Below are 26,901 nucleotides of genomic sequence, written 5' to 3'. Positions count from 1 at the left end.
CAATCGCACTGATGCACGTGGATCTTGTAGGAGCGAGCTTGCTCGCGATCTTTTGATTGTTTAAAAGATCGCGAGACAAGCTCGCTCCTACAGGGGGACTGCCGTCACACGGTTGTGTGATCGGCACAAAGGCCCATCAGAGGAGGCTGAAGGCAGACGTTGTTGCGGATTTTGGTGACGGGGCCCTGATGCATTTAAGGTGGCGAGTCACCCCGCCACCTCACATCAGAATGCGTAGCTTAAACGGGTGTAATAAAACGTCCCTTCAGGCGCTGCCGGTGACAGGTAGCTGTATTTCTGGCTCGGGGTTTGACGCAGATGGCTGTCGAAATCATCCGGTTTGCTGTTGAACAGGTTATTGGCCCCCACCGACAAACGCAGTTGCTTGGTAAAGGCGTAGTTGATGTCCAGGTCGGTGGTCCATTGCGCCGCAAAGGTTTGGTCATATTGCGAATCGCTGGCGGAAGACGCGAACTTGCTGTACTCGCCATAACGGGTTTCGCTCAACGCAACGGTCCATGGGCCGTAACGATGAATCGCGCCCAGCACGAATTTGTCTTTCGGGTAACCATGTTCCAGATAGCCACGGCTTTCACGGGTGACGGTTTCGAAGCCGTTAGGGTTGTCGTGGGTCTTTTCGATGGTGGTTTTGGCTCGGGTATACCCGGCGGTCAGCGCCAACGAGCCGTATTGCTGCAAGTCCAGGTTGTACTTGCCGACGATGTCGACACCGCGAGTCCGAGTGTCAACCGCGTTGGTCATGAACTGCGCCCAGCTGTACTGACCATAGCCAGCGGCTGCGAGAATGCGCTCAGCTTCCGGGCCCGAAATACCGCCGCTGAACAGCAACCGGTCGCGAATGGAAATTTGATACGCATCGATGGTCACAGAAGCCTGCTCGGTCGGACGCAGCACCAACCCCAGCGAGTAGTTGGTGGATTTTTCAGGTTTGAGCGGTTCAGCGCCCAACGCCCGTGCCGCCGGGTTGTTGGCAGGCAGCATGCGCGTCAGCACCGGGTTGCCATTGGCATCAACGTTGGTTGTGGTGGTCCATGAGGTGCCAATCTGGCCCAGGGTCGGGGCGCGGTAAGCGTTGTTGACAGTGGCCCGCAAACCGACCTGAGGGGTGAAGTCGTAGCGTGCGGAAAGTTTGCCTGTGGTGGCCGAACCGAAGTCCGAATAGTGTTCGGTTCGCGCCGCCAGGCCCAATTGAAGTTTGTCGGTGACTTGGTTTTCGAGGCCGAAATACACGCCAGCCACATCGCGCTTGTAAGTTGCCGCATCGTCCGGGGTCAGACCTGAAGCCTGAACGCCGCCCACTTGCACGCCGTCAATACCGCCGAACGAGTACGACTCCGGGTCGCCAGCTTCCAGTCGATAACGCTCATTGCGGTAAGCAATCCCGGCCGAAATGTTCAGAGGGTTGCTCAACCACGCCACGGGCAAATCTTTGACGTAATCCAGACCGAGGTTGGTTTGCTCGTTGATCAACGTGGCGATGTCGAACTTGGTCGGACTGGCCACGCCAAAACTCGGGTTGAGGGTGTTGTAGGCCAGCTCGTCATGCTCGTCCCGGCCATAGGTCGCACTCAGGTCGAAGCGCCCCAGGCTTTCGTCTTCGTAGCGAGTCCCCACGGTCAACGCGCCATCTTCATAGCGATAACGGTATTTGGGAATGGTGCCATTGGGGTAAATCGCCAGGACGTTATTCGGGCTGCTGGCCAACAGTTGGGGCGTGTTGTTGACCGATTTGTCCTGGCCAAAGGTGCCAAAACTGTAGACCCGCCACTGATCGCTCAGACCGATTTCGGCATTCGCCGCCAGGTTGTATTTATCACGCCCGGCACCGCCCCAGCGCGGGTCCTGCAACTGACCATCGGCAACGTATTTATCGCCAATATCATCAGGCTTGTTGTTCAGCGCGTTAAAGCTGACAGTCAAAAAGCCGTCTCCCGGCAAGCCCAGGCCGTACCAGCCGTCAGTGGTTTTACTAAAGCCATCACCCTGAGCGTATTTGCCCAGCTGGGTATTGATCTGCCCGCCGCTGTCACGCTCTTTGAGCACGATGTTGATGACCCCGGCCACGGCATCGGAACCGTATTGCGCAGAGGCACCGTCACGCAGCACTTCTACGTGGTCGATGGCACTGATCGGGATCATGTCCAGATCCACCGGCTGCGCGCCAATAAATGGCACGCCGCCCGAAATGTTGACCACCGCCGAAGCATGGCGGCGCTTGCCGTTGATCAGTACCAGCGTTTCATCCGGAGACAGGCCGCGCAAAGACGCACCTTTAGGATCCTGGCCACGGGTTGCACTCTGGTTTTGCGGAAAGTTGAACGAGGGCAGTAACTGGAATAGCGCCTGGTTAAGCGTGACTGCGCCGGTCTGCACCAACTCTTCGCTGTTGATGACATCCACGGGCGCGGCGCTGCTCAATGCGGTGGCATTGGCACGCCGGGTACCGATGGCGACCACTCGATCCAGTGCGGTTGTGGGGGCTGCGCTTTGCGCTTGAGCGCTGACCTTGCCTGCGTTCACGGCACCTTCTTTGATGATGAATGCCCCATCCGGGCTGACTTGCAGTTGCAAACCCGTGCCACGCAACGCTTCACCTACCGCTTGTTCGGCTGACAGCGAACCATTTATGGCGGCTGACGAGTAACGGCTCAACTGAGGGGTAAATGAAATCACCTGCCCGCTCTGGCGACTGATGTTCAACAGCACTTCATCCAGAGGCCCGGAAGCGATGTGGTACACCTGCCGGGTTTCTTCGGCCGCGTAGGCGCAGGTCAGAAACAGACTTGCCAAAGGCCCTAGGGCAAAAGCCCGAAGCGTGCGAGGTGTGAAAATTTTAGACGCGCTCAAACTGAATCTCCCCAAACACATTGAACAACGCTGCTCCCCGCAGCGTTTACGGGAAAGATGTGCAACGAGGGATTGAAAACTTGCAGATCGTTTGGTTATGAACTTAGAACCAGGCTTTGCGGTGACCTCAGGCAGGGCTGACGGTGACCCAATAGTCGGTACGACGAACCACCCGGATCGGCAACGTTCGCGCCAACGTATCGAGTACTTGCTCTGACTTATCCAACCGAAACAGCCCGCTGACACGCAGCCCGGCAACGGCCGGATCCAGGCGCAGCACGCCGTTGCGATAAGGCCGCAGCGCCTCGACAATCTCGGTCAGCGGTGTGTCACGCACTTCCAGCAAACCATCGACCCAGGCCGTCGCACCAAGGCTCATGGGCCGCACAGCGCCAAATCCGAAGCGGTCATAAGACACTTCATGCCCCGCTTGCAGTTGCAGCGTGTCCATGCCCGAACGGGCAATCCGGGCCGCCCCCTTAAGCGCAATCACCAACCCTTGCCCCTCGCGCTCGCGCACTGACAACTCGCCTCCAGGCACCTGGATCAGCGCCTGCGGCGTCAACAACTGAAACGGGGTGGCCGGGTTGAGCGTCACCTTGGCCCGCAGTTCGCCATCCAGCAGTCGGACCACACGCTGGGAGTGTGAAAAATCCAGGTCTACAGCACTTTTGGCGTTCAACAACAACTCGCTGCCATCAGGCAGATTGACCGTTCGCCGCTCAGCCGTGCCGGTCGACAGGTCGGCCGTCAGCTCACCCAGTAACGAATCGCGCTGACCGAGAAACAGACTGGCGCCAATTGCCACCCCGGTGCAGGCCAACACGCCCTGCAACACCTTGCGTCGGCTGCTGGACGGCGCAGTCAGCGCCTGCTGCAACACCGTGCCACTGACCCCTTGGGCAATCGGCACCTTAAACACCCCAAGGCGGGCTTCCAGTTGCGCGCAAAGCTGCTCGTGACGCGGGTCTTGCGCGCGCCATTGCCGATACGCCTGCCAATCGGCATCGCTGGCATGGCCTGAACGCAACAGCACCACCCAGCGGGTGGCGTTGTCGATCAACTCATCGTGCGGGGTTTCGATGTTCATTTCATTCCAGGCAAGCACGCAGGCAACGATTGACGGCCTTGGTCATATAGTCACTGACCGAGCGTTGGGAAATACCCAATTCAGCGGCAATTTCAGGGTAGGTCAGGCCGTTGACCTGAGACAGCAGAAAGGCGGCCTTGACCTTGGCCGGCAAGCCATCCAGCAACTGGTCAATATGCTCCAGGGCTTCGAGCATCTGCGCCAGGTCTTCGGGCGATGGCGCTTCGCAGGTTTCATCCAGTTTCAAGGCGTCCAGATAGGCCCGCTCCAGATCACGACGCCGCCAGAGCTGGTACATCAAGCGTTGGGCAATCGTGGTCAACAACGCGCGTGGCTGACGGATCGGCTCCACGCCGGGCGAACTCAGAAGCTGCACGAACGTATCGGCCGCAATGTCTTCGGCATGGGCGCTGGAGTCAAGATGGCGGCGCAGACGCACACACAGCCATTGGTAATGACTGCGGAACAATCCGCCCACGTATTCGCTGTGAGAAGTGTCGGCGCCGGACATGGGGGCTCCAATCAAGATGAAATGCGCTGTGTGTCCGGTGTTCCGGCGGGGCAATGCTATCAAAAGGCGTTATTCGATAATAAGACTTAAAATATATTTTTATATAACCGTTTATAGCAGTTAGCCCACACTCTCCCGCCTCTAAAAACCGCAGGAAATCGTGGCTTAACTGTTATGTGGCGCGAGATCGGTTTTTCTTGCAGATTATTGGGTTATTTATTTAAGCAAATGATCAACACGACCATTTTTCGCTGCCAGCTCACACACCTTGCGCGAGGCACTCAACAACGCCTGACGGTCCAGCGTGCCCTCCTCTACAGCCGCAACAATCGCTTCGGCAATTTCATCGAGACCCGACTCGCTGGACACCAGCAACAGATGCGCACCGGCGGCCAGCGAAGCCACGGCTGTCTCAGTGATGGAGTTGCCCCTGAGAATGGACACGGCATCAAGGTCATCCGAAATGATCAACCCGCCGAATCCAAGCGTGTCCCGCAACATGGCAATGACCTTGGACGACGTTGAGGCCGATTGGTCCGGGTCGATTGCCGGAAATACCGCAGGGCCTGGCATCACGGCTTGCACACCCGCCGAAATCACTTGCTGAAAAACGTCCAGACTGTCGCGCAGGAGTTCCAGAGGGCCGTGAACAGTGGCTTCGGCGATGGCCGGATCATGCTCAGTGACGTAATGGCCAGGGAAGTGCTTAGCCGTCGCAATGACGCCAGCGCGCTGAATTCCGCGGATAAAGGCACAGGAAATTCGGCTGACCTGCACCGGATCGGCCCCCAGATGCCGATTGAGCAGCCATGGATTGTTGCCCGTCACCACATCGACAATCGGCGCCAGAAACAGATTAACCCCCATGCCGCGTGCCACTTTGGCCATCTCAAAGCAGCGTTGTTCGATGGCCTGAGAACTCAGCTCCTTGAGCTGGTCCCTTGAAGGGATTGCCGGAACCAATTGATGCAGGCGTTCGATGCCACCCAGCTCCTGATCGACCGCCACCAGCACCGCTGACCTGGCCAATGACGCAACCTGTTGAGTGATGTTCACAAACGCGGCCTGTGTTTCAGCGTCCCTACGCGCTTGGGTCATCCCTCTGCCGATGTACTCATCGCGTGTTTCTCCCAGCAGAATCGAGACACCACCACGATTCAAATAGCGACGTACTGGCTCGTCCAGGTGCAAATTGCCGATCGCAGGGAGCAATACCGAATACGCAGCTCTACGCAGTTCGCTTGACATCATGTTTCCTCAACATTGACGCGTGGCGTGGTGCCACGCATGATACCGATCACCTTCGAGCACAAAACAGACTAGATATGCTCGTTTATGCTCAATTTAAACAGGAATCAAATTAAGTCAATGCTCACTCATGAAGCTTTCCCAGGAGAGCGACAGCACTTGATCGCTGAGCGGCTGGCGACGCATGGCCGCGTTGTTGCTGGAGAATTGGCCCTGGAATTCAACGTCTCCGAGCACTCGATACGCCGCGATCTGGCCGCACTGGCAGAGGCGGGCCTTTGCAAAAGGGTCTATGGAGGGGCTATTTCATTGGCGCCGGAGCGAAATGTGCACGACCGGCAGACTGAACACGTAGAGCGCAAAAACTCACTCGGGCAGGCAGCAGCCGCCTTGATCAAGGCTGGTCAGCACATTTTCATCGATGGCGGCACCACCAATGCCTCCATAGCGAGCGCAATCGATCACAACATTGCAATTTCAGTCACCACCAACTCGCCCGCCATTGCACTGCAACTGGAAAAGCTTCCATTGACGGAAGTGATCTTATTGGGCGGCCGTCTGAACAAGGCCTCTGGTAACACCCTTGGCCTGGCCGCGATTCAGCAGTTGGCCAACTTCAACTTCGACCTGTGCTTTTTAGGTGCCTGCGCCATCGACGCCACCAAAGGCGTGACGGCTTTCAACTTGGACGATGCAGAATTCAAACGCGCCGCCGTATCTCGAAGCGGTCAGATCGTGGTCGCTGTGATCAATGAAAAACTGTCGAGCATCGCCCATTACCAGGTTGCCTCGTGTGAAGAACTGACGGTACTGGTCGTCGAAAATGACGCCCCGCCTGAGCGCCTGGGGCCTATTCAGGCCAGGGTCTCAACTGTGCTGATCGCGGGTTAAAACAGGAACGAACACAGGCAGTTCGCCAAAGGTTTCGATCGCCTGCGTATAAAGCGCGTCCTCGTTAACCAGATGTTGGTGAGGGATGAATTTCCAATTCCTGATAAACTGCCGCCCATTACGCCGCAGCCGAGCCTGCGTCTACACCCTTTCTTGTTTCTAGCCTTTCTCTTGATGAGCGCTCCCAGAACGAATCCTCAGTCACTGGAGGATTGGGGGCGTTGCATTTTTGCTGCAGTGCGGTGGTACAAAAATGCTTAAAACGGCTAGGAATTGCTACAAACGAACACAGTTGAACGAAAAATGACAACCGAGAAGACCGCTACAAGCCTTGTCCTAGAGGGCCGCGCGCCCGCCCGAACCTTTAGCGTTGCACCCATGATGGATTGGACTGACCGCCATTGCCGCTTTTTCCTGCGCTTGCTGTCCAAGCGTGCGCTGCTATACACCGAGATGGTCACTACCGGTGCGTTGCTGAACGGTGATGCCGAGCGCTTTTTGCGTCATGACGAGGCTGAGCACCCTCTGGCGCTGCAATTGGGTGGCAGTACGCCAGCTGATTTGGCTGCCTGCGCGCGCATGGCGCAAGCCGCCGGTTATGACGAGGTGAATCTGAATGTCGGCTGCCCGAGTGATCGGGTGCAGAACAATATGATTGGTGCCTGTTTGATGGCGCACCCGGCGCTGGTTGCTGAGTGTGTGAAGGCCATGCGCGATGCGGTGTCGATTCCGGTGACGGTCAAACATCGGATCGGGATCAACGGGCGCGACAGTTACGCTGAGCTTTGCGATTTTGTGGGCACGGTGCGCGATGCAGGCTGCGAGAGTTTTACGGTGCATGCGCGGATTGCGATTCTGGAAGGGCTTTCGCCTAAGGAGAATCGTGATATTCCACCCCTGCGTTATGACGTTGCCGCTCAGTTGAAGACTGATTTCCCAGAACTGGAGATTATTCTGAACGGTGGTATCAAGACGCTGGAGGAATGCCGCACGCATTTGCAGGTGTTTGACGGCGTGATGCTGGGTCGTGAGGCGTATCACAACCCCTATATTCTGGCCGAGGTCGATCAGCAGTTGTTTGGCAGCCCCGATCCGGTGATTTCCCGGGCGCAAGCGCTGGCGCTATTGCGACCTTATATTGCCGCGCATATTGCCGCCGGCGGTGCGATGCACCACATCACGCGGCATATTTTAGGTCTGGGTCAGGGGTTTCCTGGCGCACGGCGCTTCCGTCAGTTGCTGTCGGTTGATATTCATAAGGCCAAGGATCCGCTGGCACTGCTGGATCAAGCCGGAGAGTTGCTGGAAGGCCGCTGAATCGCAAGCAAGCAAAAGGGGCCGTCCTGAAACATAGAACGGCCCCTTCTTTATCGCCGCGCCAGACTTAATGACGCTCGAGGGCATTCACCAGGTCATGAAAAGCTTCACGATTGGAATCGTTTAGGCCCATCAGGATTTTGTGCGCTTCGAGCACTTTGACCCGAACCACTTCTTCAGACTGATCTTGCGACGGCAGGTCTGTCAGGCACTCAGGGCAAGGTATGGGTCTGTTGATGATGTTAAAGACCTGATCGAAGCCCATCGACTGCAAGAGCCGAGTGATGTCTTCGTGAGTGGTCACGACAGTCGGCAACAGGCCTATTTTTTGACGCGACAAGATCGACAGCTTCGCCAGCAAGCCCAATGTGGTGCTGTCGATGCTGCGGGTTTCGGTCAGGTCTATCACGATGGCTGTAAAGTTGCGCGCCGTGAAGATCCGTTCGATTGTCGCATCCAGTGCCGAACACAGTGTCAGGCGCACTTCACCCACAAATTTCAGGACGAAGGTGCCATCCTGTTCGGCGAACTGAATTCTACCGGTACTCATGTAAGATTCCTGCTTAACACCAACAGGGCGATATCATCCGGCATCTCCCCTAGCGTAGCTAATCCAAAAACCTGGCGCAGACCATCCAGGCTGCCACCTGCCGCTTTGACCAGTTGTGGCAAAGCAGCCTCTTTCTCTTTGAGCGTCTGCTCGGTCAAAAGGTCCAGAATTCCGTCAGACATTAGCGTCAGGCTGAATGTTTCAGGTAATTGCAGGACGTGATCTTCATACGTTGCTTCGTTAAACAAGCCAACCGGCAACCCTCGCCCTTCCAGATAAGACACGCTGTCTGGCGTGTAGAGCACGGGCAGTGGCAGGTGCCCGCCGATGCTGTAAGTCAGCCGCCCGGTCTCTTCGTCAATCACACCGCCAACCATGGTCACATGCTTGCCCAACTTGCAGTTGATCAACCCACGGTTGATATGCCCAAGCACTTCTGAAGGTTTGAACTCCGGCAAGGTGCCGTTGCGCTTGGACTCAAACAGCAAACGCGTGGTCATGAACTTGAGCAGTACCGTCACAAACGCCGAAGAGGCACCGTGTCCGGACACATCGGCCAAGTAGAACGCAACCCGGCGCTCGTCGACCCGGAAGTAGTCGACAAAATCGCCAGACAGGTACAGGGACGGAATGATCTGATGCGCAAAGTCAAACTCGGCAATGGACCAAGGGCTTATCGGCAGCATGTTCATCTGAACCTGTCTGCCCGCGTTCTGGTCTTCCTGCAACAAATGCAGGCTGGCTTCGAGCTCACGATTCGCCGACTCCAGCTTGTCACGGTAGCGCTGGTTCTCAAGCAACAACCGGGCACGGTCCAGCGCCCGATGAACGGAGTGCTCCAGAACGGCAAGGTCTTCGAGCGGCTTGATCAGGTAGTCCGCGGCGCCCAAACGCAACGCTTCGACCACATCGCTCATCACCCCAGCACCCGAGATCACGATCACTGGCGTTTGCGAGGAGCGCTGTGCGACCTGACGAATCAGCTCAAGGCCACTCATTTGCGGCATGCGCAGATCGCAGATCACTAAGTCTGGTTGCTCTTGCTCGAACACCTTAAGACCCTGCATGCCATTACTGGCCTGCAGGACGCTGAAGCCGCTGTCTTCCAAATAGGCTGCCAAACTGGCACGCACTACTTCGTCGTCATCAATGATCAGCAGCGTGGCACTGGTTTTTTGCATGTGGGCAAACGGCGCCAGAATTAGGTTGGCGTAAGAACTCGAACACGTCGGGCTCTACGACTGAATTGGCTTGTGAACATCCTTGCTCAAATCGATTGTCGCGCTCGATCCTGCAAAGGTTGCCCGTGTAAGGCGCAGACGGTACTCCCATCCGCCAGGGGTTTCAAGCTCAGGCAGAGAGTGGCCTCTGGTGTGAGTTGCGTTAAATTACCTCGGGTTATAAGAACCTCGCGCACAGCAACTAAAACCTAGGTTTCAACCTGCTTCAATTGATAAATTTTCTCATTTCCAGAGATGCAAAAAACGGCCACCAGGGCCGTTTATTCACACGGAGTGAACGGCTTAAAAGTCGTCTTCAACTTGCCCGTCTTTAACTCTGAACTCGCGGCTTTGCAGGTAGGCGTTACGAATAAAGATGTATTTGTCGCCCGTGATCAGCTTTTCAGCCGACAACAAGCTGGCGCGCGCATCAATAACGTCCATACCGATTGCCATGTTACGTGCCGGAATATCATTCATGTAGCGGTAAGGCTTGGTGAACGAGTCCGGGTAAATGCCCGCTGTGTCACGCACGGTGTTCGGGCCCAGCAGTGGCAGCACGACATAAGGACCACTTGGTACGCCCCAGCGACCCAGAGTCTGGCCAAAGTCTTCATCGTTGCGCTGCAGGCCCATTTTGGTGCCCACATCAAAGAAACCGCCGATACCGAAAATGGTGTTCATCAGCACGCGAGAGGTGTCTACACCGGCTGCATGAGGCTTGGCTTGCAGGATGTCGTTGGCCAGGTTGCGCACGTCACCGATGTTTCGGTACATGTTGTGGATGCCATCTTGCAGAAATTGCGGCGTGATGAACTGGTAGCCCTGCGCAATCGGCTTCAAGGCATAGGTATCAAGTGTGTCGTTGAACTTGAAGGTGATGCGGTTGATCCCTTCCCAAGGATCATCCTCAGTGGCTGCATTGGCGGCGAAGGGAACCATGGCCACACTGGCGCAGACACATAGTTGAGCAAGACGATTAGTCCAGCGCATAGCAAAACTCCTTGAGAATACTTAACACTTGGGCGCTACGCCCTGGGTCAGGCGATGAGTATAACGGCAATTGAATTTTTGACAGCCCCCAAAACACCCTAAGCAGACTGAGTAAGCTGCCAGACGTTCCGCGACACGCAAGATTGTTTTCATACAAGCCTTAACAGGCTGAAAATGCCTGTCAGCGTTTTTGATAGAGATCATGCACACACTGCGCAGGTGGATTAATCTTAGGGTCCGTTTAAAGACCTTTTGTTCACTTCCAAGGTCTACACCAGAGCTTATCAATAAAGGATGAATGCTATGCCTGCTGGCAAACTGCAAGATCAACTCGATACCTTACGCACCCAAATTGAGCAAAATCCGCCGCTCTCCACAGAGGATCGCGAACATCTGAACGACCTGGCACAGCAAATTGAGGCTGAGATCGCTCTGGAAAAAGCCACAAACGATTCCAGCCTTTCGGACAGCGTCAACGAGACCGTAGAACGCTTTGCAATCAGCCACCCTACCTTGGCCGCTACCCTGCAAAATATCGTTCAAACGCTGGGCAATATCGGGATCTGACTTCCCGCCAGACGCCAGGAACAAAAAAGCCCCGACTCAGTTCAACTGAGCCGGGGCTTTGTTTTGCAGCTCAGGCTGTCAGAGCCCTGTTTGACCGCTCAACGCCAGATCCAGCAGCTCACGGTTGGCCACGGCATACATCGCGTAGTCGTTGCCGGTCGCTGCACGCAGGTCTACCAACATCGAGCGCCAGCGCTCAACCATCGACTGGTTCTGCTCAAGCCACAACGCCAGACGTGCCTCGATCTCGACCGGGGCATCAACCATCTGCAATACCGAGACGGTAATTGCACGCTGCTGCCAATCAATGTCGTCACGGAACGCTTCACGGGCCAGCGCCTGCCAGTTGTTTTCTACCGGCAAGTTGCTGATCTGTTGCAAGTACCAGGTCAGGTCCAAAGCGCTGCCCACAGCGAAGTACGCTTTGGCCACATCGGCTGCATTCTGGCCGGTGACGTCCGAGGCTTCGATAATCGGCAGCAAGGTGTACAGGTGCGTCGTACCGGCAACCATGCGGGCCAGCAACTCGGGCACGCCTGCTTCCACGTACGCCTGATAGCGGGTCTGCCAGCCTTCGCGGGTCGGCCCTTCCAGCAGTTCGTCGAGCTTGAGCCCCAGCGCTGCCAGATGCGGACCGAAGTGCGCGACATCGCGTGCGGCGTCCAGTTCGTTGCGACGGCTGCGCAGGAACCAGCGTGTGGCACGACGCCCCAGACGCATCAACTCATCCATCAGCGCCAGCTGAATCTCAGCCGGGACTTGATAGTCCAGTGCCTCGATCTGACGGAACCAGTGCGGGAGGTGAAAAATATCACGCACGATCACGTAAGCACCCGCCACGTTGGCTGCGCTCATGCCGGTCGACTCTTTGAGGCGCTCCACAAAGGTGATGCCCATGTGGTTGACCAAGTCGTTGGCGATCTGCGTGCTGACGATTTCGCGCTTCAGACGGTGACGACGCATGGCCGCCGCAAACTTGCTGACCAGCATCGGCGGGAACGCAGTTTCCATGTCGCGGGTCAGGTAGTCGTCATCCGGCACCTGAGAGTTGAGCAGTGCTTCTTTGAGGTCGATCTTGCTGTACGAGATCAAAACCGACAGCTCAGGCCGGGTCAGGCCATGGCCAGCCGCTATGCGCTCGTTCAGTTGCTCCTCGGACGGCAGGAACTCAATGGCACGGTCCAGCTTGCCACGGGCTTCCAGATCACTCATCAGGCGCTTGTATTCAGCAATCCGCTCATAGGCACGACGCGCCGCCAGAGAAATGGCCTGCGTCTGCTTATAGTTGTTGCCCAGTACCAGCGCGCCGACTTCATCCGTCATGCTGCCGAGCAACTGATTACGCTGCTTCTCGGTCATATCGCCAGCCTGCACCACTTCATTGAGCAGGATTTTGATATTCACTTCGTGGTCAGAGCAGTCCACACCACCGGCGTTGTCGATAAAGTCGGTGTTGGAGCCGCCGCCATTGAGGCCGAACTCAACTCGACCCAATTGGGTCATGCCGAGGTTACCGCCCTCGCCCACGACCTTGCAGCGCAGTTCGTTGCCATTCACGCGTAACGCATCATTAGCCTTGTCGCCCACATCGGCGTGGCTTTCGGTGCTGGCCTTCACGTAAGTACCGATGCCGCCGTTCCACAACAGATCCACCGGTGCCTTGAGCAAGGCGTTCAGCAGTTCAGTCGGGGTCAGCTTGTCGGCGCTGATCGCAAAACGCGCTTGCATCTCAGGCGAGATGGCGATGCTCTTCGCGCTACGGGAGAAGATCCCGCCGCCCGCCGACATGATGCTGGTGTCGTAATCTGACCAGGCCGAGCGCGGCAGATCAAACAGACGCTGACGCTCAGCAAAGCTGCTGGCCGGTTCAGGATTGGGGTCAATGAAGATATGCAGGTGGTTAAAGGCAGCCACCAGTTGCAGCGTGTCGGACATCAACAAGCCGTTACCGAACACGTCGCCGGCCATATCGCCCACGCCGACCACACTGATGCTGTCTTTCTGAACGTTGATCCCGCGCTCTCTGAAGTGGCGCTGCACGCCGACCCAGGCGCCTTTGGCGGTGATGCCCATTTTTTTATGGTCATAACCGGCCGAACCACCGGAAGCAAAGGCGTCACCCAGCCAGAAGCCGTAGTCAATCGCAATGCCGTTGGCAATGTCAGAGAAGGTCGCGGTGCCTTTGTCGGCAGCCACCACCAGGTACGGGTCATCGTCGTCGTGACGCACCACGTTCAATGGCGGAACCAGTGCACCATCTTTGAGGTTGTCGGTGATGTCCAGCAAGCCAGAAATAAAGATCCGGTAGCAGGCAATCGCCTCGGCCTGAATCTCGTCGCGCCCGCCGCCCAATGGCAGGCGACGCGGCACAAAACCGCCTTTGGCCCCGACCGGCACGATGACCGAGTTCTTCACTTGTTGCGCTTTTACCAGACCCAACACTTCGGTCCGGAAGTCTTCTTCGCGGTCCGACCAGCGCAAACCACCGCGAGCAACGTTACCGAAACGCAGGTGAACGCCTTCAACGCGCGGCGAATACACGAAGATTTCAAACTTCGGCACTGGCTTGGGCAGCTCAGGAATCAGGTGCGGGTTGAATTTAAAGCTGAAGTACGAACGGTTCTGACCATTGGCATCCGGCTGGTAGAAGTTGGTTCGCAGCGTGGCTTTGATCAGGTCCAGATAACGACGCAGGATGCGGTCTTCGTTAAGCACCTGGACGTCGTCCAGAGCCGTCAGAATCGCCTGTTCCAGACGTTGCTGCTTGTCTTCGAGGTCGTCGGCGGTCAGCTTGCGCGCCAAGTAGAAGCGGGTCTTGAACAACCGGGTCAGTTCACGAGCGATGTCGGTGTGGTTGTTCAGCGTGCTGGCGATGTAGCCCAGATCGAAGCCCAGACGGATTTGCTTCAAGTAACGCGCATAAGCCCGCAGCAACGCTACATCGCGCCACGGCAACCCGGCGGTGAGTACCAAGCGGTTAAACGCATCGTTCTCAGCGTCGCCTTTAACAATGTGTACAAACGCATCTTGCAGCGTGTCGTTGAGTTGCTGGATGTCCAGGTTCAAGCCTTCGCCTGCCGTAAAGGCGAAGTCATGGATCCAGAACTCACGGCCATTGACATGGCGCAAGCGATACGGGAACTCGCCCAGTACGCGCAAGCCGAGGTTTTCCAGAATCGGCAGTACATCAGACAGCGCTAATGGCGTGTCCGCGTGATACAGCTTGCAATGCAGTTCTTGACCGGCGCTCTGACCCAGAGGCTGGTAGAAACTCATCACCAGCGGATTTTTTCGCTGAGGCTCATCAAGTGCTGCATGTCGACCACGGCCGAGTGCGCGGCAAAGCGCTCACGGTAGCCCGCCGGAAAACCTTTCGGGAAATCAGCCAGCACTTTGGTGCCATTGGCTTCACCGAAGCTTTCAACCACCAGGCTCGCATAGTCGTCCTGCCAGCTGCGGCAGGCTTGAACCACTTCTTTTTCCAGCAGCAACGGGTCAATGTCGATCCGGTTTTTCGGATCAACCCGCAGAATCAGTTGCACGCGCGCCAGTACCGACTCCGAGAAGAACGTCCAGAACTCGCAGTCAGAGGCTTGCAGGCGGTCCATCAGGACCTGCTGGATTTTCTGCCGCACTTCGGTGGAGTACACATCACGCGGCACGTAAGCCAGGCAGTAGCAGAAACGGCCATACGGGTCTTTGCGCAGGAACACGCGGATCTTGTTGCGCTCCTGGATCTGCACAATCGACATCACCGTGTTGAACAGTTCATCCACCGGGGTCTGGAACAAGTCGTCACGCGGCAGTACTTCAACCACCTGCGCCAACTCTTTGCCCAAGTGAGCTTTAGGCTGGAAGCCCGAGCGGCGCTCGATTTCAGTCACTTTGCGACGGATATAAGGAATGACCCGCACGCTCTCGCCGTACACCGAAGAGGTGTACAAGCCCATGAAGCGGCATTCCTTGATCACCTTGCCGCTGGCGTCAATTTGACGAATCGACACGTAGTCCGGGTACGCCGGGCGGTGCACACGGCTTGGGTGTGCAGCCTTGGCGAACGACAGCAGGGTCGGTTCACGCAGGTAGCTCACCGCGTAATCTTCGATGCGCAGGTCTTCGGCCGTCAGGCCTGCGCGCAGCAATTTGGTCAGGCCAAGGAACGACTGCGGGTCATATTCGATATGACCGCCATCCACCTCATCACGCACCACAAACTCTTCATAACCCAGGAACGTGAAGTGGTTGCCCACCAGCCATTCCAAAAAGCTCTTGATTTCGGCCTTCTCATCGGCACCGACGGCATACGGGCAACTGTCGACACTGTCCAGCAGTTCCTGCACCTTGGCCTTCATCGGCTCAAAGTCAGCAACCGCGATACGCACTTCGCCCAGGACCTGTTCCAGCTCCTTGCTCAGCACACTCAATTCAGCGGCATTCGAGCAACGGTCAATCTCCAGGTACATCAGCGACTCTTGCGAGATGCCTTCACCGGTCGTGCCCTTGGACAGGATTTCCAGCAACTCGCCCTTGCTGCCACGACGAACGCTCAAGACCGTGGTTTGCAGGGTATGGATGCTGTAACCGCGGCGATTCAGCTCAGTGCGTACCGAGTCCACCAGAAACGGCAAATCGTGATGCAGCACTTCAACCGCTGTGTGGGTTGACTGCCAGCCGTGACGCTCGTAATCCGGGTTATAGACCCGAACTTGAGGATGCGCCGAATCAAAACGTTCAAGCAGGCGCCAGGCCGACAGCGTACAGCCGGCGAGGTCGGACATGCGACGTTGAGTGAGTTCGTCCAGAGAAATGATGCCGAAGAACTGCTCGGCAAACAGGGTAACTTGTGGCAATGCCTGTTCACTGATGTGCTGGGCCAGTGCTGCTTGCAGTTGATGCTGGAAGTCGGCTTTGCTGGCTGCGGTGAAGAACGCCATCTGTGGTACTCCGCTTGGGCTTGTTATTGAGAGAAGCGTCGCGTGCTGTTCCCGCGTGGGGAGCTGCCAATACTGTGCTCAACCTTCAAGAACACAGCGTGACAGGGAGGTGAAGCTGATTGTGACCCAAGGGTCACATTCATGTTCCGGGATGGGTATCTGCAAAAACGACTGCCGGATAAACAGGCTGTGCCTTTAGAGATAACTATCTGCAACGCAGCTTAACGACTGTGTCGCCCGGCCTGCTTGCGGTGCGGCGACATATTCGGTCATGGGGAGGCAATCTTGTGGCCCGGACAGGAACAACCCTAGCAGTCGATAGTCATAAAACTTCATAAAAACGACTTAATTTCTGTCAGCTTTATAAGAAATATCTGACACGAAATAACAGGCCATGCGTCACTTACCAAGATTGAACCAGCATAAAAATGCGCGGGCTGGCAAAATCGCGTTTTGTTCAGTTGTTAGATGCGCCCAGCGCCAGGAATTCCCCCCACCATGCAAATGACCACCCCCCATCTGATAGCCAACCCGTGCGACGACGAAGAAGACAACATGGCCATGCTGTGCTGTCACAGCGACAAGGGCGAAATGTTTCTGATGTCCCGTTACCCGGACGAGGACGAACTAGAAATCACCCTGGAGGATGAGCCCAACACCCTGGAAGGCGTGAAGGTCACACTCAGTCGGACTCGCCTGCTGATTGAAGTGGCACCCAGCGATGCCGACGCGCTGAACGGCGACGACCACCTGGAAATCCTCCACAGCACCCATGCCGATGAACTGGCCGAGATCGAACAAACCCTGAAAAACATCCTCGACGGCACCGGCACCTACATCAGCGAATTGAACTGACCCGTAACAGCCCGCACCCGCACACCGACAGGTATAACCGCCATGCGCCAACTTTTCGATGCCCACTGCCACATCATCGACAAGGCTTATCCGCTGATTCCCAACAATGGCTATGTGCCCGAGTTTTTCAGTGTCGATGACTATCTGGCACGCACCCAACCCTTGGGCATCGTCGGTGGCGCCGTGGTCTCGGGCTCGTTTCAGGGCTTTGATCAAACCTACCTGATTGCCGCGTTGAAACGTCTGGGCGCAGGCTTTGTCGGCGTCACCCAACTGCCCTCCAGCGTCACCGACGCCGAACTTGAAACGCTGAATCAGCAAGGCGTACGCGCCCTGCGCTTCAACCTCAAGCGCGGCGGCTCGGAACAGCTCGACCAACTCGAATCACTGGCCAAGCGCGTCTTCGAATGCGTGGGCTGGCATTCAGAGCTGTACATCGACTCGCGTGAACTGGCGCCGCTACACGAGCGTTTACTGCGATTGCCCGCGCTGAGTATTGATCATCTGGGGTTGAGCCGCGAAGGCCTGCCGAGCCTGTTGCGCCTTGCCGAACGCGGCGTACGTATCAAAGCCTGTGGCTTTGGCCGGGTGGACTTTGACGTGTCGCAGGCCCTGCAAGATATCCACCGCGCTAACCCGCACGCCCTGATGTTTGGTACCGACCTGCCCTCAACCCGCTCGCCAAATCCGTTTAAAAACAATGACATAAAGATACTTATTAATGCACTGGGAGAAGATGGAGCAGACAAGGCTCTGTGGCAAAACGCCCGGGGGTTTTATCGCTTGGCCTAACGGCTGATCACCCGCTCCCGGCTCATCGCGATCACGCTGCCCACTACAATCGCAGCCCCCGCGACCACGCCTGCCGAGACCTCACTGCCCAGCACCACGGCCGCCAGGGCCATCGCCACGGGCGGAATCAAATACATCACGCTCACCGAGCGACTGACCTCGGTGTGGCTCAGAACAAAAGCCCACAACAGATACGCCAGCGCACTGGGGAACAACCCAAGGATCATTACTGCGACATTCACCCGTACTGGTGCCTTGAGCACTTGGTCAGTGAGCCCCGGCCAATACACACACAGCAGCAACGTCCCGCACCAGACCATGTAGCAGACGATGGTCAAAGGGCTGTAACGCGTAGAAATGTGCTTTTGCAGCACGAAATAGATACTCCATGACAGCGCCGCCAGCAGCAGCACCAAGCCCTGGGGATGAAACTCACCGACACCGGCATCGCCCCAGATCACCACCAGCACGCCGATCAGGCCAACAGCCACCCACAACCAGCGCCAGCCACTGACCCGTTCCTTCAGGAACACCGCCGCAATAAACGTGCTGAACAGCGGCGCAGTCTGCGCCAACACACTGGACGCACCAGGGCTGACCCAGCGCTGGCCCATGTTCAATGCCATGTGGTGCAGCGCTACAGCGAACAAGCCCAACAACAGCAGCCACGGCACATCGCGCAAACGCGGCAGACCGATGCCTTTTATCAGCGCAATCAACGCCATAAACACCGAAGCTATCAAAAACCTGAGCAAAGCCAGATGCCCTGGTGAATAGCTTTCGAGCCCGATGTGGATCCCGATCGGTGAATAGGCCCAACACAGCACAACAGCCGCCATGGCGACAATGAGTTTGAGAGAGAGCGACACGTGAACGACCTGATAACCCAATGAAGTGGCATCCAGTGTTTATCGTGCTCACAGCCGCCCACAAGTGAGATATAAAGAGCCCAGAATTCATCAGGAGTGAACAATGGAGCTCAGCCAGTTACGCATGGTCAAGGCCGTGGCCGAGTGCGGCAGCATTGCGCTGGCCGCCGAGCAGTTGCATTGCGTACCGTCGAACATCACCACCCGAATCAAGCAGTTGGAAAGCGAACTCGGCACCGCGCTGTTCACCCGTGCGGGCCGAGGCTTGCGCATCAGCTCTGCCGGGCAAGTGTTTCTGGGCTACAGCGAGCAAATTCTGGCGTTGGTCGATCAGGCAAAGCGCGCCGTCACGCCCCACGCCATGCCCACTGGCAAACTGCGGATCGGCGCAATCGAATCGTGCGCCACCGGGCGTCTGCCGCCGTTGCTGGCTGAGTATCATCAGCGCTACCCGCACGTCACCCTGGAGCTGGTCACCGGAAAATCGAAGCAATTGCTGGAAGACGTCAAGCACCACCGACTCGACGGGGCAATGGTCGCGGGCAAAATCACCCAATCAAAACTAGAAAAAACAATGCTTTACCACGAACAATTAGTGTTGATTGCCAGCCCTGAGCTCGCCCCGCTGACCCAGCTTGCCGATGTGCATCGGCACACCGTGTTTATGTGGCCGCCTGGCTGTCCGTATCGGGCAGCGCTGGAAAACTGGGTGGCTGAGCACGCGCTTGAGGTCAACGGCGTTGATTACGCAAACTGGGGCAGCATCATCGGGTGTGTCAGTGCTGGGGCGGGTTTAGCGCTGATACCTGAGGGAATGCTTCAACAGTTCGGCGCCTGCGCCCACCTCACCACTTATCGCTTCCCGGAACTGTCGCCCATGCCCAACCTGTTTTTCTGGCACAGCGAAACCGGGCAGCACGCTGCACGCGACGCCTTCGCGGCGCTGCTGAACGAACATTTTGCCGTACCACTGATGCCGTAGCAGTTGCCGAGCCTGCGAGGCTACGTCCGATTGCGCAGCGATCGTAAATGCTAAGTGCCAAGTTTAACGGGTACACCGTAGTGCCTGATTTTACGGCTGCTTCGCACCCGGACGCAGCCTCGCAGGCTCGGCAGCTGCTACAACAGAAGCCCCGAAACCCTCATTCAGATGAGCACCATTCTCAACAACCTGTCGATTTTAGTGTTTTCCCGTAAAAAGCCTGCCTGCCATTAGTCCGATACACCTCCAATGGATTAAAGTAACGCCCCCAGCCCCGGCGTAACATTTGCGCCGCCGGTGTCCTTTTCAGGAACAGTCATCGATGGAACATCGTGAAGCGCTATTGGCGCTGCGAACCTTTCTTTCAACGCAGATTCTTGGTCAAGAAAAGCTCATTGACCGTTTGCTGATCGCGTTGCTGGCTGACGGCCATATGTTGGTCGAAGGCGCACCCGGCCTGGCCAAGACCAAAGCCATCAAAGAGTTGGCTGAAGGCATCGAGGCACAGTTCCATCGCATTCAGTTCACCCCTGACCTGTTGCCTGCCGACATCACCGGCACCGAAATCTATCGCCCCGAAACCGGCAGTTTTGTCTTCCAGCAAGGGCCGATTTTCCACAACCTGGTGCTGGCCGATGAGATCAACCGCGCTCCAGCCAAAGTGCAATCAGCCCTGCTTGAAGCCATGGCCGAGCGCCAGGTCAGCGTCGGGCGCAGCACCTACGAGCTGTCGCCGCTGTTTTTGGTGATGGCCACCCAGAACCCGATTGAACAGGAAGGCACCTACCCGCTGCCCGAAGCCCAGCTCGATCGTTTTCTGATGCACGTCAAAATCGGCTTCCCGGACGCGGCCGTCGAGCGGCGCATTCTGCAACAAGCCCGTGGCGAAGCCCTCAACGGCGAAACCAAGCCTGAGCGCCGGGTCAGCCAGCAGGCTATTTTTGCCGCACGCAAGGAAATCCTCGGGCTGTACATGGCCGATGCCGTGGAGGAATACCTGGTGCAACTGGTGATGGCGACCCGCACCCCCGGCAAATTCGACCCTGAAATGGCCGACTGGATTGCCTACGGTGCCAGCCCGCGTGGCTCGATTGCGCTGGACCGCTGCGCCCGTGCCCACGCATGGCTGGCCGGACGCGACTTCGTCAGCCCCGAAGACATTCAAGCCGTGCTGTTTGATGTGCTGCGTCATCGCATCATCCTGTCGTTTGAGGCTGAAGCCGCCGGTATCGACCAGGACCGCGTGGTGCAACGCATCCTTGATGTCGTAGCCGTTGCCTGACAATGAACAACCCTCTGCCCGCCGAACCCGGCATCCGCGTGACCCTTGCCGAACTGATCGAGATGCGGCATCGGGTGCGCGAAGTGCAACTGTTTTCCTCCCCCGGCCAACGCAGCCCTCTGGTGGGGTTGCACCACTCAAAACTGCGCGGGCGCGGGGTCGACTTCGATCAGGTACGGGTTTATCAAGCTGGCGACGATGTACGCACCATCGACTGGCGCGTTACTGCGCGGACCCAAGAACCGCACACCAAAATGTTCCATGAGGAGCGTGAGCGGCCGATCTTCATCCTGGCCGAGCAAAGCCGTCGCTTGTTCTTTGGCTCAGGCCTGATGTTCAAGTCAGTGCTCGCGGCTCAAGCGGCGAGCCTGATCGGCTGGGCTGCGCTGGGCCATAACGATCGGGTCGGCGGCCTGGTCTTCGGCGACCACGAACATTACGAAATCAAACCCCGGCGCAACAAACAAAGCCTGTTGCAGTTGCTCAACCGTCTGGTGCGGGTTAACCAGTCATTGCACACCGAAGTGCAGTCCGACCGCGATGCATTAGGCATGGCGCTGATCCGCGCCCGCGAAGTGCTACGCCCCGGCAGCCTGGTGATTGTGATCTGCGATGAGCGCGCCCTCACCGATGCCGCCGAACAGCAGTTAAGCCTGCTGTCGCGCCATTGCGACTTGATCATGTTGCCGCTGTCTGACCCGCTGGACCATGCCCTGCCCGCTGCCGGGCTGCTGCGTTTTGCCGAGCGCGGCGCGCAACTGGAACTCGACACGCTCAACTATGATTTGCGCCAGGCCTACCGCGCGCAGGCCGAAGCCCGCATCGCACGTTGGGAGTTGCTCGCACAAAAGCTGCGGGTGCTGTTGATGCCACTCAGCACGCAGAGCGAAATGATCGAGCAACTGCGTGAATACCTGAACGCCAAACGCCCCGGCAAACCACTATGAAAGACCTTGAACAGCTACAACCGCTGATCACCCCGCCCGCTATTGGCCTGTGGCCACCGGCGCCGGGCTGGTGGTTGCTGCTGCTCCTGATTCCGGCGCTGGCCTGGGGCTTGTGGTGGTTACGCCGCTACCTGCCCGCCAAACGCCAGCCCCAGCGTGTCGAACAACCGCTTGACCCCGTGCGGCTGGCTGCCCTCGAAGAACTGGCACGCTTCACCAAACCTTACGACGGCGCGCCCGCCGGTGCCTGGCTGCAACAACTCAACGGCTTGCTCAAACGCCTGTGCCGCAGCCATTACCCCTACAGCCAGAGCCACACGCTCAATGGCCGAAAATGGCTGGCGTTCCTCGACAACCGCTGCCCCGCAGCAGGTTTGACGCGCTGGATGGTACTGGTGGAAGGCGCTTACAAACCCGAATGCAAGCTCGATGACAAGGCCATTGCCGGGCTCAACCAAGCGGTCGAAACCTGGATTCGCAAACATGTTTGAATTTGCCTGGCCATGGCTCTTCGCCTTACTGCCATTACCCTGGTTGATGCGCCTCGTGCTGCCCGCGGCCGACAGCGGCGAGGCTGCGCTTAAAGTCAGCTTCCTGACCGATCTGGAAGAACTGACAAAACGCAAGGCGCGGGCGACCATGCCCTCTGTGCGTCAGCAAACGCCCTATCTATTACTGTGGCTGCTGCTGTTGACGGCGGCGGCCCGGCCTCAATGGCTCGGCGAGCCGTTGCCCATCGCCGCCAGCGGCCGTGATTTATTGGTGGCCGTCGATGTGTCGGGCTCGATGGACTACCCCGACATGCGCTGGAATAACGAAGACATCACCCGCCTTGATTCGGTTAAAAACCTGCTCGGCGATTTTCTCGAACACCGCGAAGGCGACCGGGTCGGTCTTATCCTGTTCGGCAGTCAGGCTTATCTGCAAGCGCCTCTGACCTTCGACCGCCACACCGTGCGCACCTGGCTCGACGAAGCACGTATCGGCATCGCGGGTAAAAACACCGCCATCGGCGATGCCATTGGCCTGGCCCTCAAACGCCTGCGCCAACGCCCAGCAGAAAGCCGGGTGCTGATTTTAGTCACTGACGGCGCCAACAACGGCGGCCAGATCGATCCGCTGACCGCGGCGCGCCTGGCGGCTGAGGAAGGGGTCAAAATCTACCCGATCGGGGTGGGCGCCGATCCGGAAGAAAGCACCGCCAAAGGCATGTTCGGCATCAATCCGGGCGTCGACCTGGACGAACCGGCCATGGAAGAAATCGCCAGAATCACCGGCGGCCGGTATTTCCGTGCTCGCGACGGACAGGAACTGTCAGCCATCAAAGACACACTCGATCAGCTCGAACCTGTCGCCCAGCAACCCACCCAGGCACGCCCGGCGCAAGCACTTTATAGCTGGCCGTTGGCAGGCGCCCTGCTGCTGAGCGTGCTGCTGGTGATCCGCGAACTGTGGCCCAACAACCCGCTGCAACGCGTGCTCAGCAAGCGGCATTTTCTGCAACAACACCCCGAATGGCGCTCACGGCTTAAACGCCTGCGCCTGCGGAGACGCCGATGAGCGCGCTCTGGCCGTACTGGTTTCGCCCCGAATGGCTGCTGGCATTGCCCCTGCTGGGCTGGCTGCTTTGGAAACTCTGGCATCGGCAAAAACGCGCAGGCCGCTGGCAGATGATCCTGCCCCAAGCCTTTCATCGTGTGTTGCTCAGCGGCGGCAATGGCCGCGACAGCAAACTGCCGTGGATTGCGCTGGGGCTGGCCTGGCTGCTGGCTCTGTTCGCCTTGCTCGGCCCAAGCTGGGAACGCGTTGAGCAATCGGCGCAAAAACCGGCCGACCCGCTGGTGGTGATGCTGGAGTTGACCCCCGAAATGCTCGCCACCGACAGCTCGCCCAATCGGCTGGAGCAAGCGCGGCGCAAACTCTACGACCTGCTGCAAAGCCGCAGTGATGCGCAAACTGCCGTGATTGTGTACGCCGGTAGCGCCCACACGCTGGTGCCGCTGTCCGACGATCTGGCGACCAGCCGCAATCTGCTTGAAGCCGTCAAGCCTTCGATCATGCCGCAACCGGGCAACCGGGCTGACCTGGCCGTGAACAAGGCCCTGAAACTGCTGGACCAAGGTGCGCTGGGCCAAGGCCGCCTGCTGTTGATCACCTCCTCGCTCAGCGATCAAGAACGTGCAGGCATTCGTCAGGCTCTGGATGGCCACACCCCGCCCCTGCTGATACTCGGCATCGGTACGCGCGAAGGCTCGCCAGTGGTCGAAGAAAACGGCGAGTTCCTCAAGGATGCCCAAGGCGCAATCCTGTTGCCGCGCCTCGACAGCCCGAGCCTTAAAGCCTTTGCACTGGACGTGGGCGGGCGCTATCGGCAGGCACGACTGGATGACATCGACCTGCGCGGCCTGGGCTTGCTAGACGGTCCGCAGCACGTGCGCGACGACGGCCAGACCTTGCGCCTCGACACCTGGGCCGACCAGGGTTACTGGCTGCTGCTGCCACTTCTGTTGCTGGCAGCCTGCGCGGGCCGCCGTGGCTGGCTGTTTTGCCTGCCCTTGCTGTTTATGCTGCCGCAACCCAGCTATGCCTTTAGCTTCACCGACCTGTGGCTGCGTCCCGACCAACAAGGCCTGCGCCTGCTTGAACAGAAAAAGCCACTGCAAGCCCTGGAGCATTTCGAAGACCCGCTCTGGCAAGGGCTGGCGCTGTACCAGGCCGGTGATTACACCGGCGCAGCACAGCGTTTTGCCGAGGTCAACAGCGCCAGCGCCCATTACAATCGCGGCAACGCACTGGCCATGAGTGGTGAACTCGAAGCCGCCATCGACGCCTACGAACAAGCCCTCGAATTGCAACCAGACATGCAGGTCGCGGCGCAAAACAAAGCCTTGATCGAGCAGATGCTTGAGCAAAAGCGTGAAGAAAACCTCGCGCCGCCGAACAAAGCCCCCGACACCTCGACCGACCCCGAAGACACCGAGCCGCCGATCAGCAGCAGTAGTTCCACGGCCACCGGCGATAGCGGACCGCATCAAGAGAGCAGCTCGGCAACCGATCCTGCCGCGCATGCCAACAGCGACGACTCGCTGGAGCCACCGCCAGCGCCCACTGCCGAGCCCGGCAGCGAGCCCGATGATCAATCGACCACGCATCCGCCGGCAGCGTCAGCCACAGCGATTGATGACGAACACCATCAGGCACTGGAACAATGGCTCCGACAGATTCCCGACAATCCCAGCGAGTTGTTGCGACGAAAATTTTGGTACGAACAACAGCAACATCAGGACACACCTCAATGAATCGCTTCTGCGTTTTGCTACTTCTGCTCTGTTGCTGGACCTTACCCGCCCATGCGCTCGGGCTGGTTGCCAGCGTTGACCGCGACCAGCTCAGCTCCGGCGAAACCGTCGAGCTGACGCTGGAAAGCAACGACGCCACCTTGTTCGGCAAGCCCGACCTGACGCCACTGGACAACCTGTTTGAGGTGCGTGGTACGCGTCAGGTCAACCAACTGACCACGCTCAGCGATGACAACAAGGCCACCACCCGCTGGATCATCACCCTGCAACCCAAGCAAACCGGGACAGTGATCATTCCGTCGCTGCAAGTGGGTGATTACCACAGCCTGCCGATCAACCTGAGCGTGACCCAAAGCAGCGCCAGTGAAGCCGAACTGGCACCGGTCTTTATCGAAGCCAGCCTCGACCAATCCAGCGTTTACGTACAAGCCCAGGCGATATTGACCCTGCGCGTTTACCATTCCGTCGCCCTGTACGACGACAGCAACCTGACCCCGCTGCACCTGACCGATGCCATCGTTGAGCAACTGGGCGAGTCGCGCACCTACGAAAAAATGATCAATGGTGTGCGCCATGGCGTGATCGAAGTCCGTTACGGGGTTTTCCCCCAGCACAGCGGCGAATTGCTCATACCGGCGCTCACCTTCAGTGCCACCCAGGTCGACAGCCAGCAGGCCAATGCCCCCGCGCCGCTGGGGCCAAAACCCGGAAAAATGGTCCACGTGACCTCAGCGGACATCCCGTTGAGCGTCAAACCCAAGCCCGAGGACTATCCGGCCAATGCCGCCTGGTTACCGGCCCGCAGCCTGAGCATGAGTGAAACCTGGAACCCCGAGCCGGATCACAGCAAGGTCGGCGACTCGTTGACCCGCACCCTCACCCTCAAAGCCGAAGGCCTGTCCAGTGCGCAGCTCCCACCGCTGCCCGCGACCGAAGTCAACGGCTTGCGGCGCTACCCGGACTTGCCGCAACTGAGCAATCAAATCACCGAAAACGGCCTGATTGGCAGTCGTGAGGAACGCGAAGCGCTGGTACCGACCCGCGTCGGCCAGGTGGAGCTGCCTGCGGTCGAAGTGGTGTGGTGGAACACCCACGAAGACCGGCTGGAGCGCAGTTACCTGCCTGCGCGCACGTTGCAGGTCGCGGTCAACCCCAACCTGACGGCTGACAACCCCGGCAATACACTCGCCGCCCCCTTGAGAGATGACTCAAACCTGTGGTGGTGGCAGCTCAGCACCTTGCTGCTGGCCTGCACGACCCTGATTGGCTTCGGTCTGTGGTGGCGCGCACGCTGGCAACCGGCGATTTTACGCGCCACACAAACGGGCCCGAGCCCGCGAACGCTGCTCGACGATATCAAGCGCGCCAGCTTGGCCAACGACCCGCATGCCACACGCCAGGCCCTGGATGCATGGGCCCGGCAACAACCGGAAACCCTGGCCGAAATGGCCGCGCGCTTTGTGCTGCTGTCCGATGCACTGGACGGCCTCAACGGTGCCCTCTACAGCGAAACCGGCCAATATTGGCAAGGTGAAGAGCTGTGGAAAGCCATTCGCAGCATCCCGGCCGCCGAGCGCGAACACGACGCAGCGGGCGAGCCGAGCAGCTTGCCGCCGCTCTACCCCAAATAATCACGGGTAACGCCCTTGTAGGAGCGAGCTTGCCTCGCGATCTTTTAAACGATCA

At 58.1% G+C, this 26,901-nt stretch carries 20 protein-coding genes and 1 pseudogene; 12 read left to right on the top strand and 9 right to left on the bottom strand.

All coding sequences use genetic code 11. From position 1 onward, the window contains the following. Positions 1 to 225: 225 nt before the first annotated feature. From RHM56_RS11600 to RHM56_RS11585, 4 genes are all read right to left on the bottom strand, one after another. On the bottom strand, positions 226 to 2,868 hold the full coding sequence (locus tag RHM56_RS11600) for a TonB-dependent receptor (RefSeq protein ID WP_322241339.1): 2,643 nt from the start codon (positions 2,866 to 2,868) through the stop codon (positions 226 to 228). A gap of 127 nt (positions 2,869 to 2,995) precedes the next feature. Beyond that, positions 2,996 to 3,958: a FecR family protein gene (locus tag RHM56_RS11595; RefSeq protein ID WP_322241338.1), complete on the bottom strand. Its 963-nt coding sequence runs from the start codon at positions 3,956 to 3,958 to the stop codon at positions 2,996 to 2,998. Between the two features lies 1 nt (position 3,959). After that, positions 3,960 to 4,469 (bottom strand): sigma-70 family RNA polymerase sigma factor, encoded by a 510-nt coding sequence (locus RHM56_RS11590; RefSeq protein ID WP_322241337.1) that lies wholly within the window; start codon positions 4,467 to 4,469, stop codon positions 3,960 to 3,962. Positions 4,470 to 4,685: 216 nt separating this feature from the next. After that, positions 4,686 to 5,720 (bottom strand): glycoside hydrolase family 3 N-terminal domain-containing protein, encoded by a 1,035-nt coding sequence (locus tag RHM56_RS11585; RefSeq protein ID WP_322241335.1) that lies wholly within the window; start codon positions 5,718 to 5,720, stop codon positions 4,686 to 4,688. Between the two features lie 84 nt (positions 5,721 to 5,804). Here RHM56_RS11585 and RHM56_RS11580 point away from each other — a divergent pair, with 84 nt between their 5' ends. Continuing rightward, positions 5,805 to 6,608, top strand: a complete 804-nt coding sequence (locus RHM56_RS11580) for a DeoR/GlpR family DNA-binding transcription regulator (RefSeq protein ID WP_322241334.1) — start codon at positions 5,805 to 5,807, stop codon at positions 6,606 to 6,608. Between the two features lie 303 nt (positions 6,609 to 6,911). After that, complete coding sequence (gene dusA, locus RHM56_RS11575; protein ID WP_322241333.1) at positions 6,912 to 7,925, top strand: tRNA dihydrouridine(20/20a) synthase DusA; 1,014 nt, start codon at positions 6,912 to 6,914, stop codon at positions 7,923 to 7,925. A gap of 67 nt (positions 7,926 to 7,992) precedes the next feature. On the opposite strand, the gene rssC is transcribed toward dusA, so the two are convergent. The 3 genes from rssC to RHM56_RS11560 form a co-directional block, all read right to left on the bottom strand. Continuing rightward, on the bottom strand, positions 7,993 to 8,475 hold the full coding sequence (rssC, locus tag RHM56_RS11570) for an anti-sigma factor antagonist RssC (protein ID WP_322241332.1): 483 nt from the start codon (positions 8,473 to 8,475) through the stop codon (positions 7,993 to 7,995). Then, the gene (gene rssB, locus RHM56_RS11565) at positions 8,472 to 9,656 is read right to left on the bottom strand and encodes a two-component system response regulator RssB (protein WP_322241331.1); all 1,185 of its coding nucleotides are present in this window, start codon (positions 9,654 to 9,656) and stop codon (positions 8,472 to 8,474) included. Before rssB ends, rssC begins: the two co-directional genes overlap by 4 nt. Before the next feature lie 342 nt (positions 9,657 to 9,998). Then, entirely contained in the window at positions 9,999 to 10,688 is a 690-nt protein-coding gene (locus RHM56_RS11560; protein WP_322241330.1) for a VacJ family lipoprotein, read from the bottom strand. Positions 10,689 to 10,991: 303 nt separating this feature from the next. Here RHM56_RS11560 and RHM56_RS11555 point away from each other — a divergent pair, with 303 nt between their 5' ends. Further along, positions 10,992 to 11,255 carry a DUF4404 family protein gene (locus tag RHM56_RS11555; protein WP_322241328.1) on the top strand — a complete coding sequence of 88 codons (264 nt, stop codon included), beginning with the start codon at positions 10,992 to 10,994 and terminating at the stop codon, positions 11,253 to 11,255. A 78-nt stretch (positions 11,256 to 11,333) separates the two neighbouring features. On the opposite strand, the pseudogene RHM56_RS11550 reads toward RHM56_RS11555, so the two are convergent. Beyond that, a pseudogene (locus RHM56_RS11550) lies at positions 11,334 to 16,189 on the bottom strand (NAD-glutamate dehydrogenase). Between the two features lie 498 nt (positions 16,190 to 16,687). Between RHM56_RS11550 and RHM56_RS11545 the strand changes: the two are divergent. Both RHM56_RS11545 and RHM56_RS11540 read left to right on the top strand, forming a co-directional pair. Next, positions 16,688 to 17,044: a hypothetical protein gene (locus tag RHM56_RS11545; RefSeq protein WP_322241327.1), complete on the top strand. Its 357-nt coding sequence runs from the start codon at positions 16,688 to 16,690 to the stop codon at positions 17,042 to 17,044. Between the two features lie 42 nt (positions 17,045 to 17,086). Then, a complete protein-coding gene (locus RHM56_RS11540) occupies positions 17,087 to 17,836 on the top strand; it encodes an amidohydrolase family protein (RefSeq protein WP_322241326.1) in 750 nt (249 codons plus the stop codon). Here RHM56_RS11540 and RHM56_RS11535 read toward each other — a convergent pair. Continuing rightward, positions 17,833 to 18,675 carry a DMT family transporter gene (locus RHM56_RS11535; RefSeq protein ID WP_322241758.1) on the bottom strand — a complete coding sequence of 281 codons (843 nt, stop codon included), beginning with the start codon at positions 18,673 to 18,675 and terminating at the stop codon, positions 17,833 to 17,835. The genes RHM56_RS11540 and RHM56_RS11535 overlap by 4 nt on opposite strands. Before the next feature lie 133 nt (positions 18,676 to 18,808). Between RHM56_RS11535 and RHM56_RS11530 the strand changes: the two genes are divergently transcribed. From RHM56_RS11530 to RHM56_RS11500, 7 genes are all read left to right on the top strand, one after another. Continuing rightward, positions 18,809 to 19,687 carry a LysR family transcriptional regulator gene (locus RHM56_RS11530; protein ID WP_322241325.1) on the top strand — a complete coding sequence of 293 codons (879 nt, stop codon included), beginning with the start codon at positions 18,809 to 18,811 and terminating at the stop codon, positions 19,685 to 19,687. Positions 19,688 to 20,009: 322 nt separating this feature from the next. Next, positions 20,010 to 20,969 carry an AAA family ATPase gene (locus RHM56_RS11525; RefSeq protein ID WP_003444726.1) on the top strand — a complete coding sequence of 320 codons (960 nt, stop codon included), beginning with the start codon at positions 20,010 to 20,012 and terminating at the stop codon, positions 20,967 to 20,969. A 2-nt stretch (positions 20,970 to 20,971) separates the two neighbouring features. After that, positions 20,972 to 21,916, top strand: coding sequence for a DUF58 domain-containing protein (locus RHM56_RS11520; RefSeq protein ID WP_019409454.1), 945 nt, complete (start codon positions 20,972 to 20,974; stop codon positions 21,914 to 21,916). Then, complete coding sequence (locus tag RHM56_RS11515; protein WP_322241324.1) at positions 21,913 to 22,407, top strand: DUF4381 domain-containing protein; 495 nt, start codon at positions 21,913 to 21,915, stop codon at positions 22,405 to 22,407. Before RHM56_RS11520 ends, RHM56_RS11515 begins: the two co-directional genes overlap by 4 nt. Continuing rightward, positions 22,400 to 23,476, top strand: coding sequence for a VWA domain-containing protein (locus tag RHM56_RS11510; RefSeq protein WP_322241322.1), 1,077 nt, complete (start codon positions 22,400 to 22,402; stop codon positions 23,474 to 23,476). Before RHM56_RS11515 ends, RHM56_RS11510 begins: the two co-directional genes overlap by 8 nt. Then, positions 23,473 to 25,215 carry a tetratricopeptide repeat protein gene (locus RHM56_RS11505; RefSeq protein WP_322241321.1) on the top strand — a complete coding sequence of 581 codons (1,743 nt, stop codon included), beginning with the start codon at positions 23,473 to 23,475 and terminating at the stop codon, positions 25,213 to 25,215. Before RHM56_RS11510 ends, RHM56_RS11505 begins: the two co-directional genes overlap by 4 nt. Further along, positions 25,212 to 26,846, top strand: a complete 1,635-nt coding sequence (locus tag RHM56_RS11500; RefSeq protein WP_322241318.1) for a BatD family protein — start codon at positions 25,212 to 25,214, stop codon at positions 26,844 to 26,846. Before RHM56_RS11505 ends, RHM56_RS11500 begins: the two co-directional genes overlap by 4 nt. Positions 26,847 to 26,901: the final 55 nt, after the last annotated feature.

This window comes from Pseudomonas sp. CCC3.1 (genome assembly GCF_034347405.1).
Lineage (GTDB): Bacteria > Pseudomonadota > Gammaproteobacteria > Pseudomonadales > Pseudomonadaceae > Aquipseudomonas.
The sequence above is the reverse complement of the archived record's forward strand: the minus strand, read 5'-3'. Positions and strand labels throughout refer to the sequence as shown.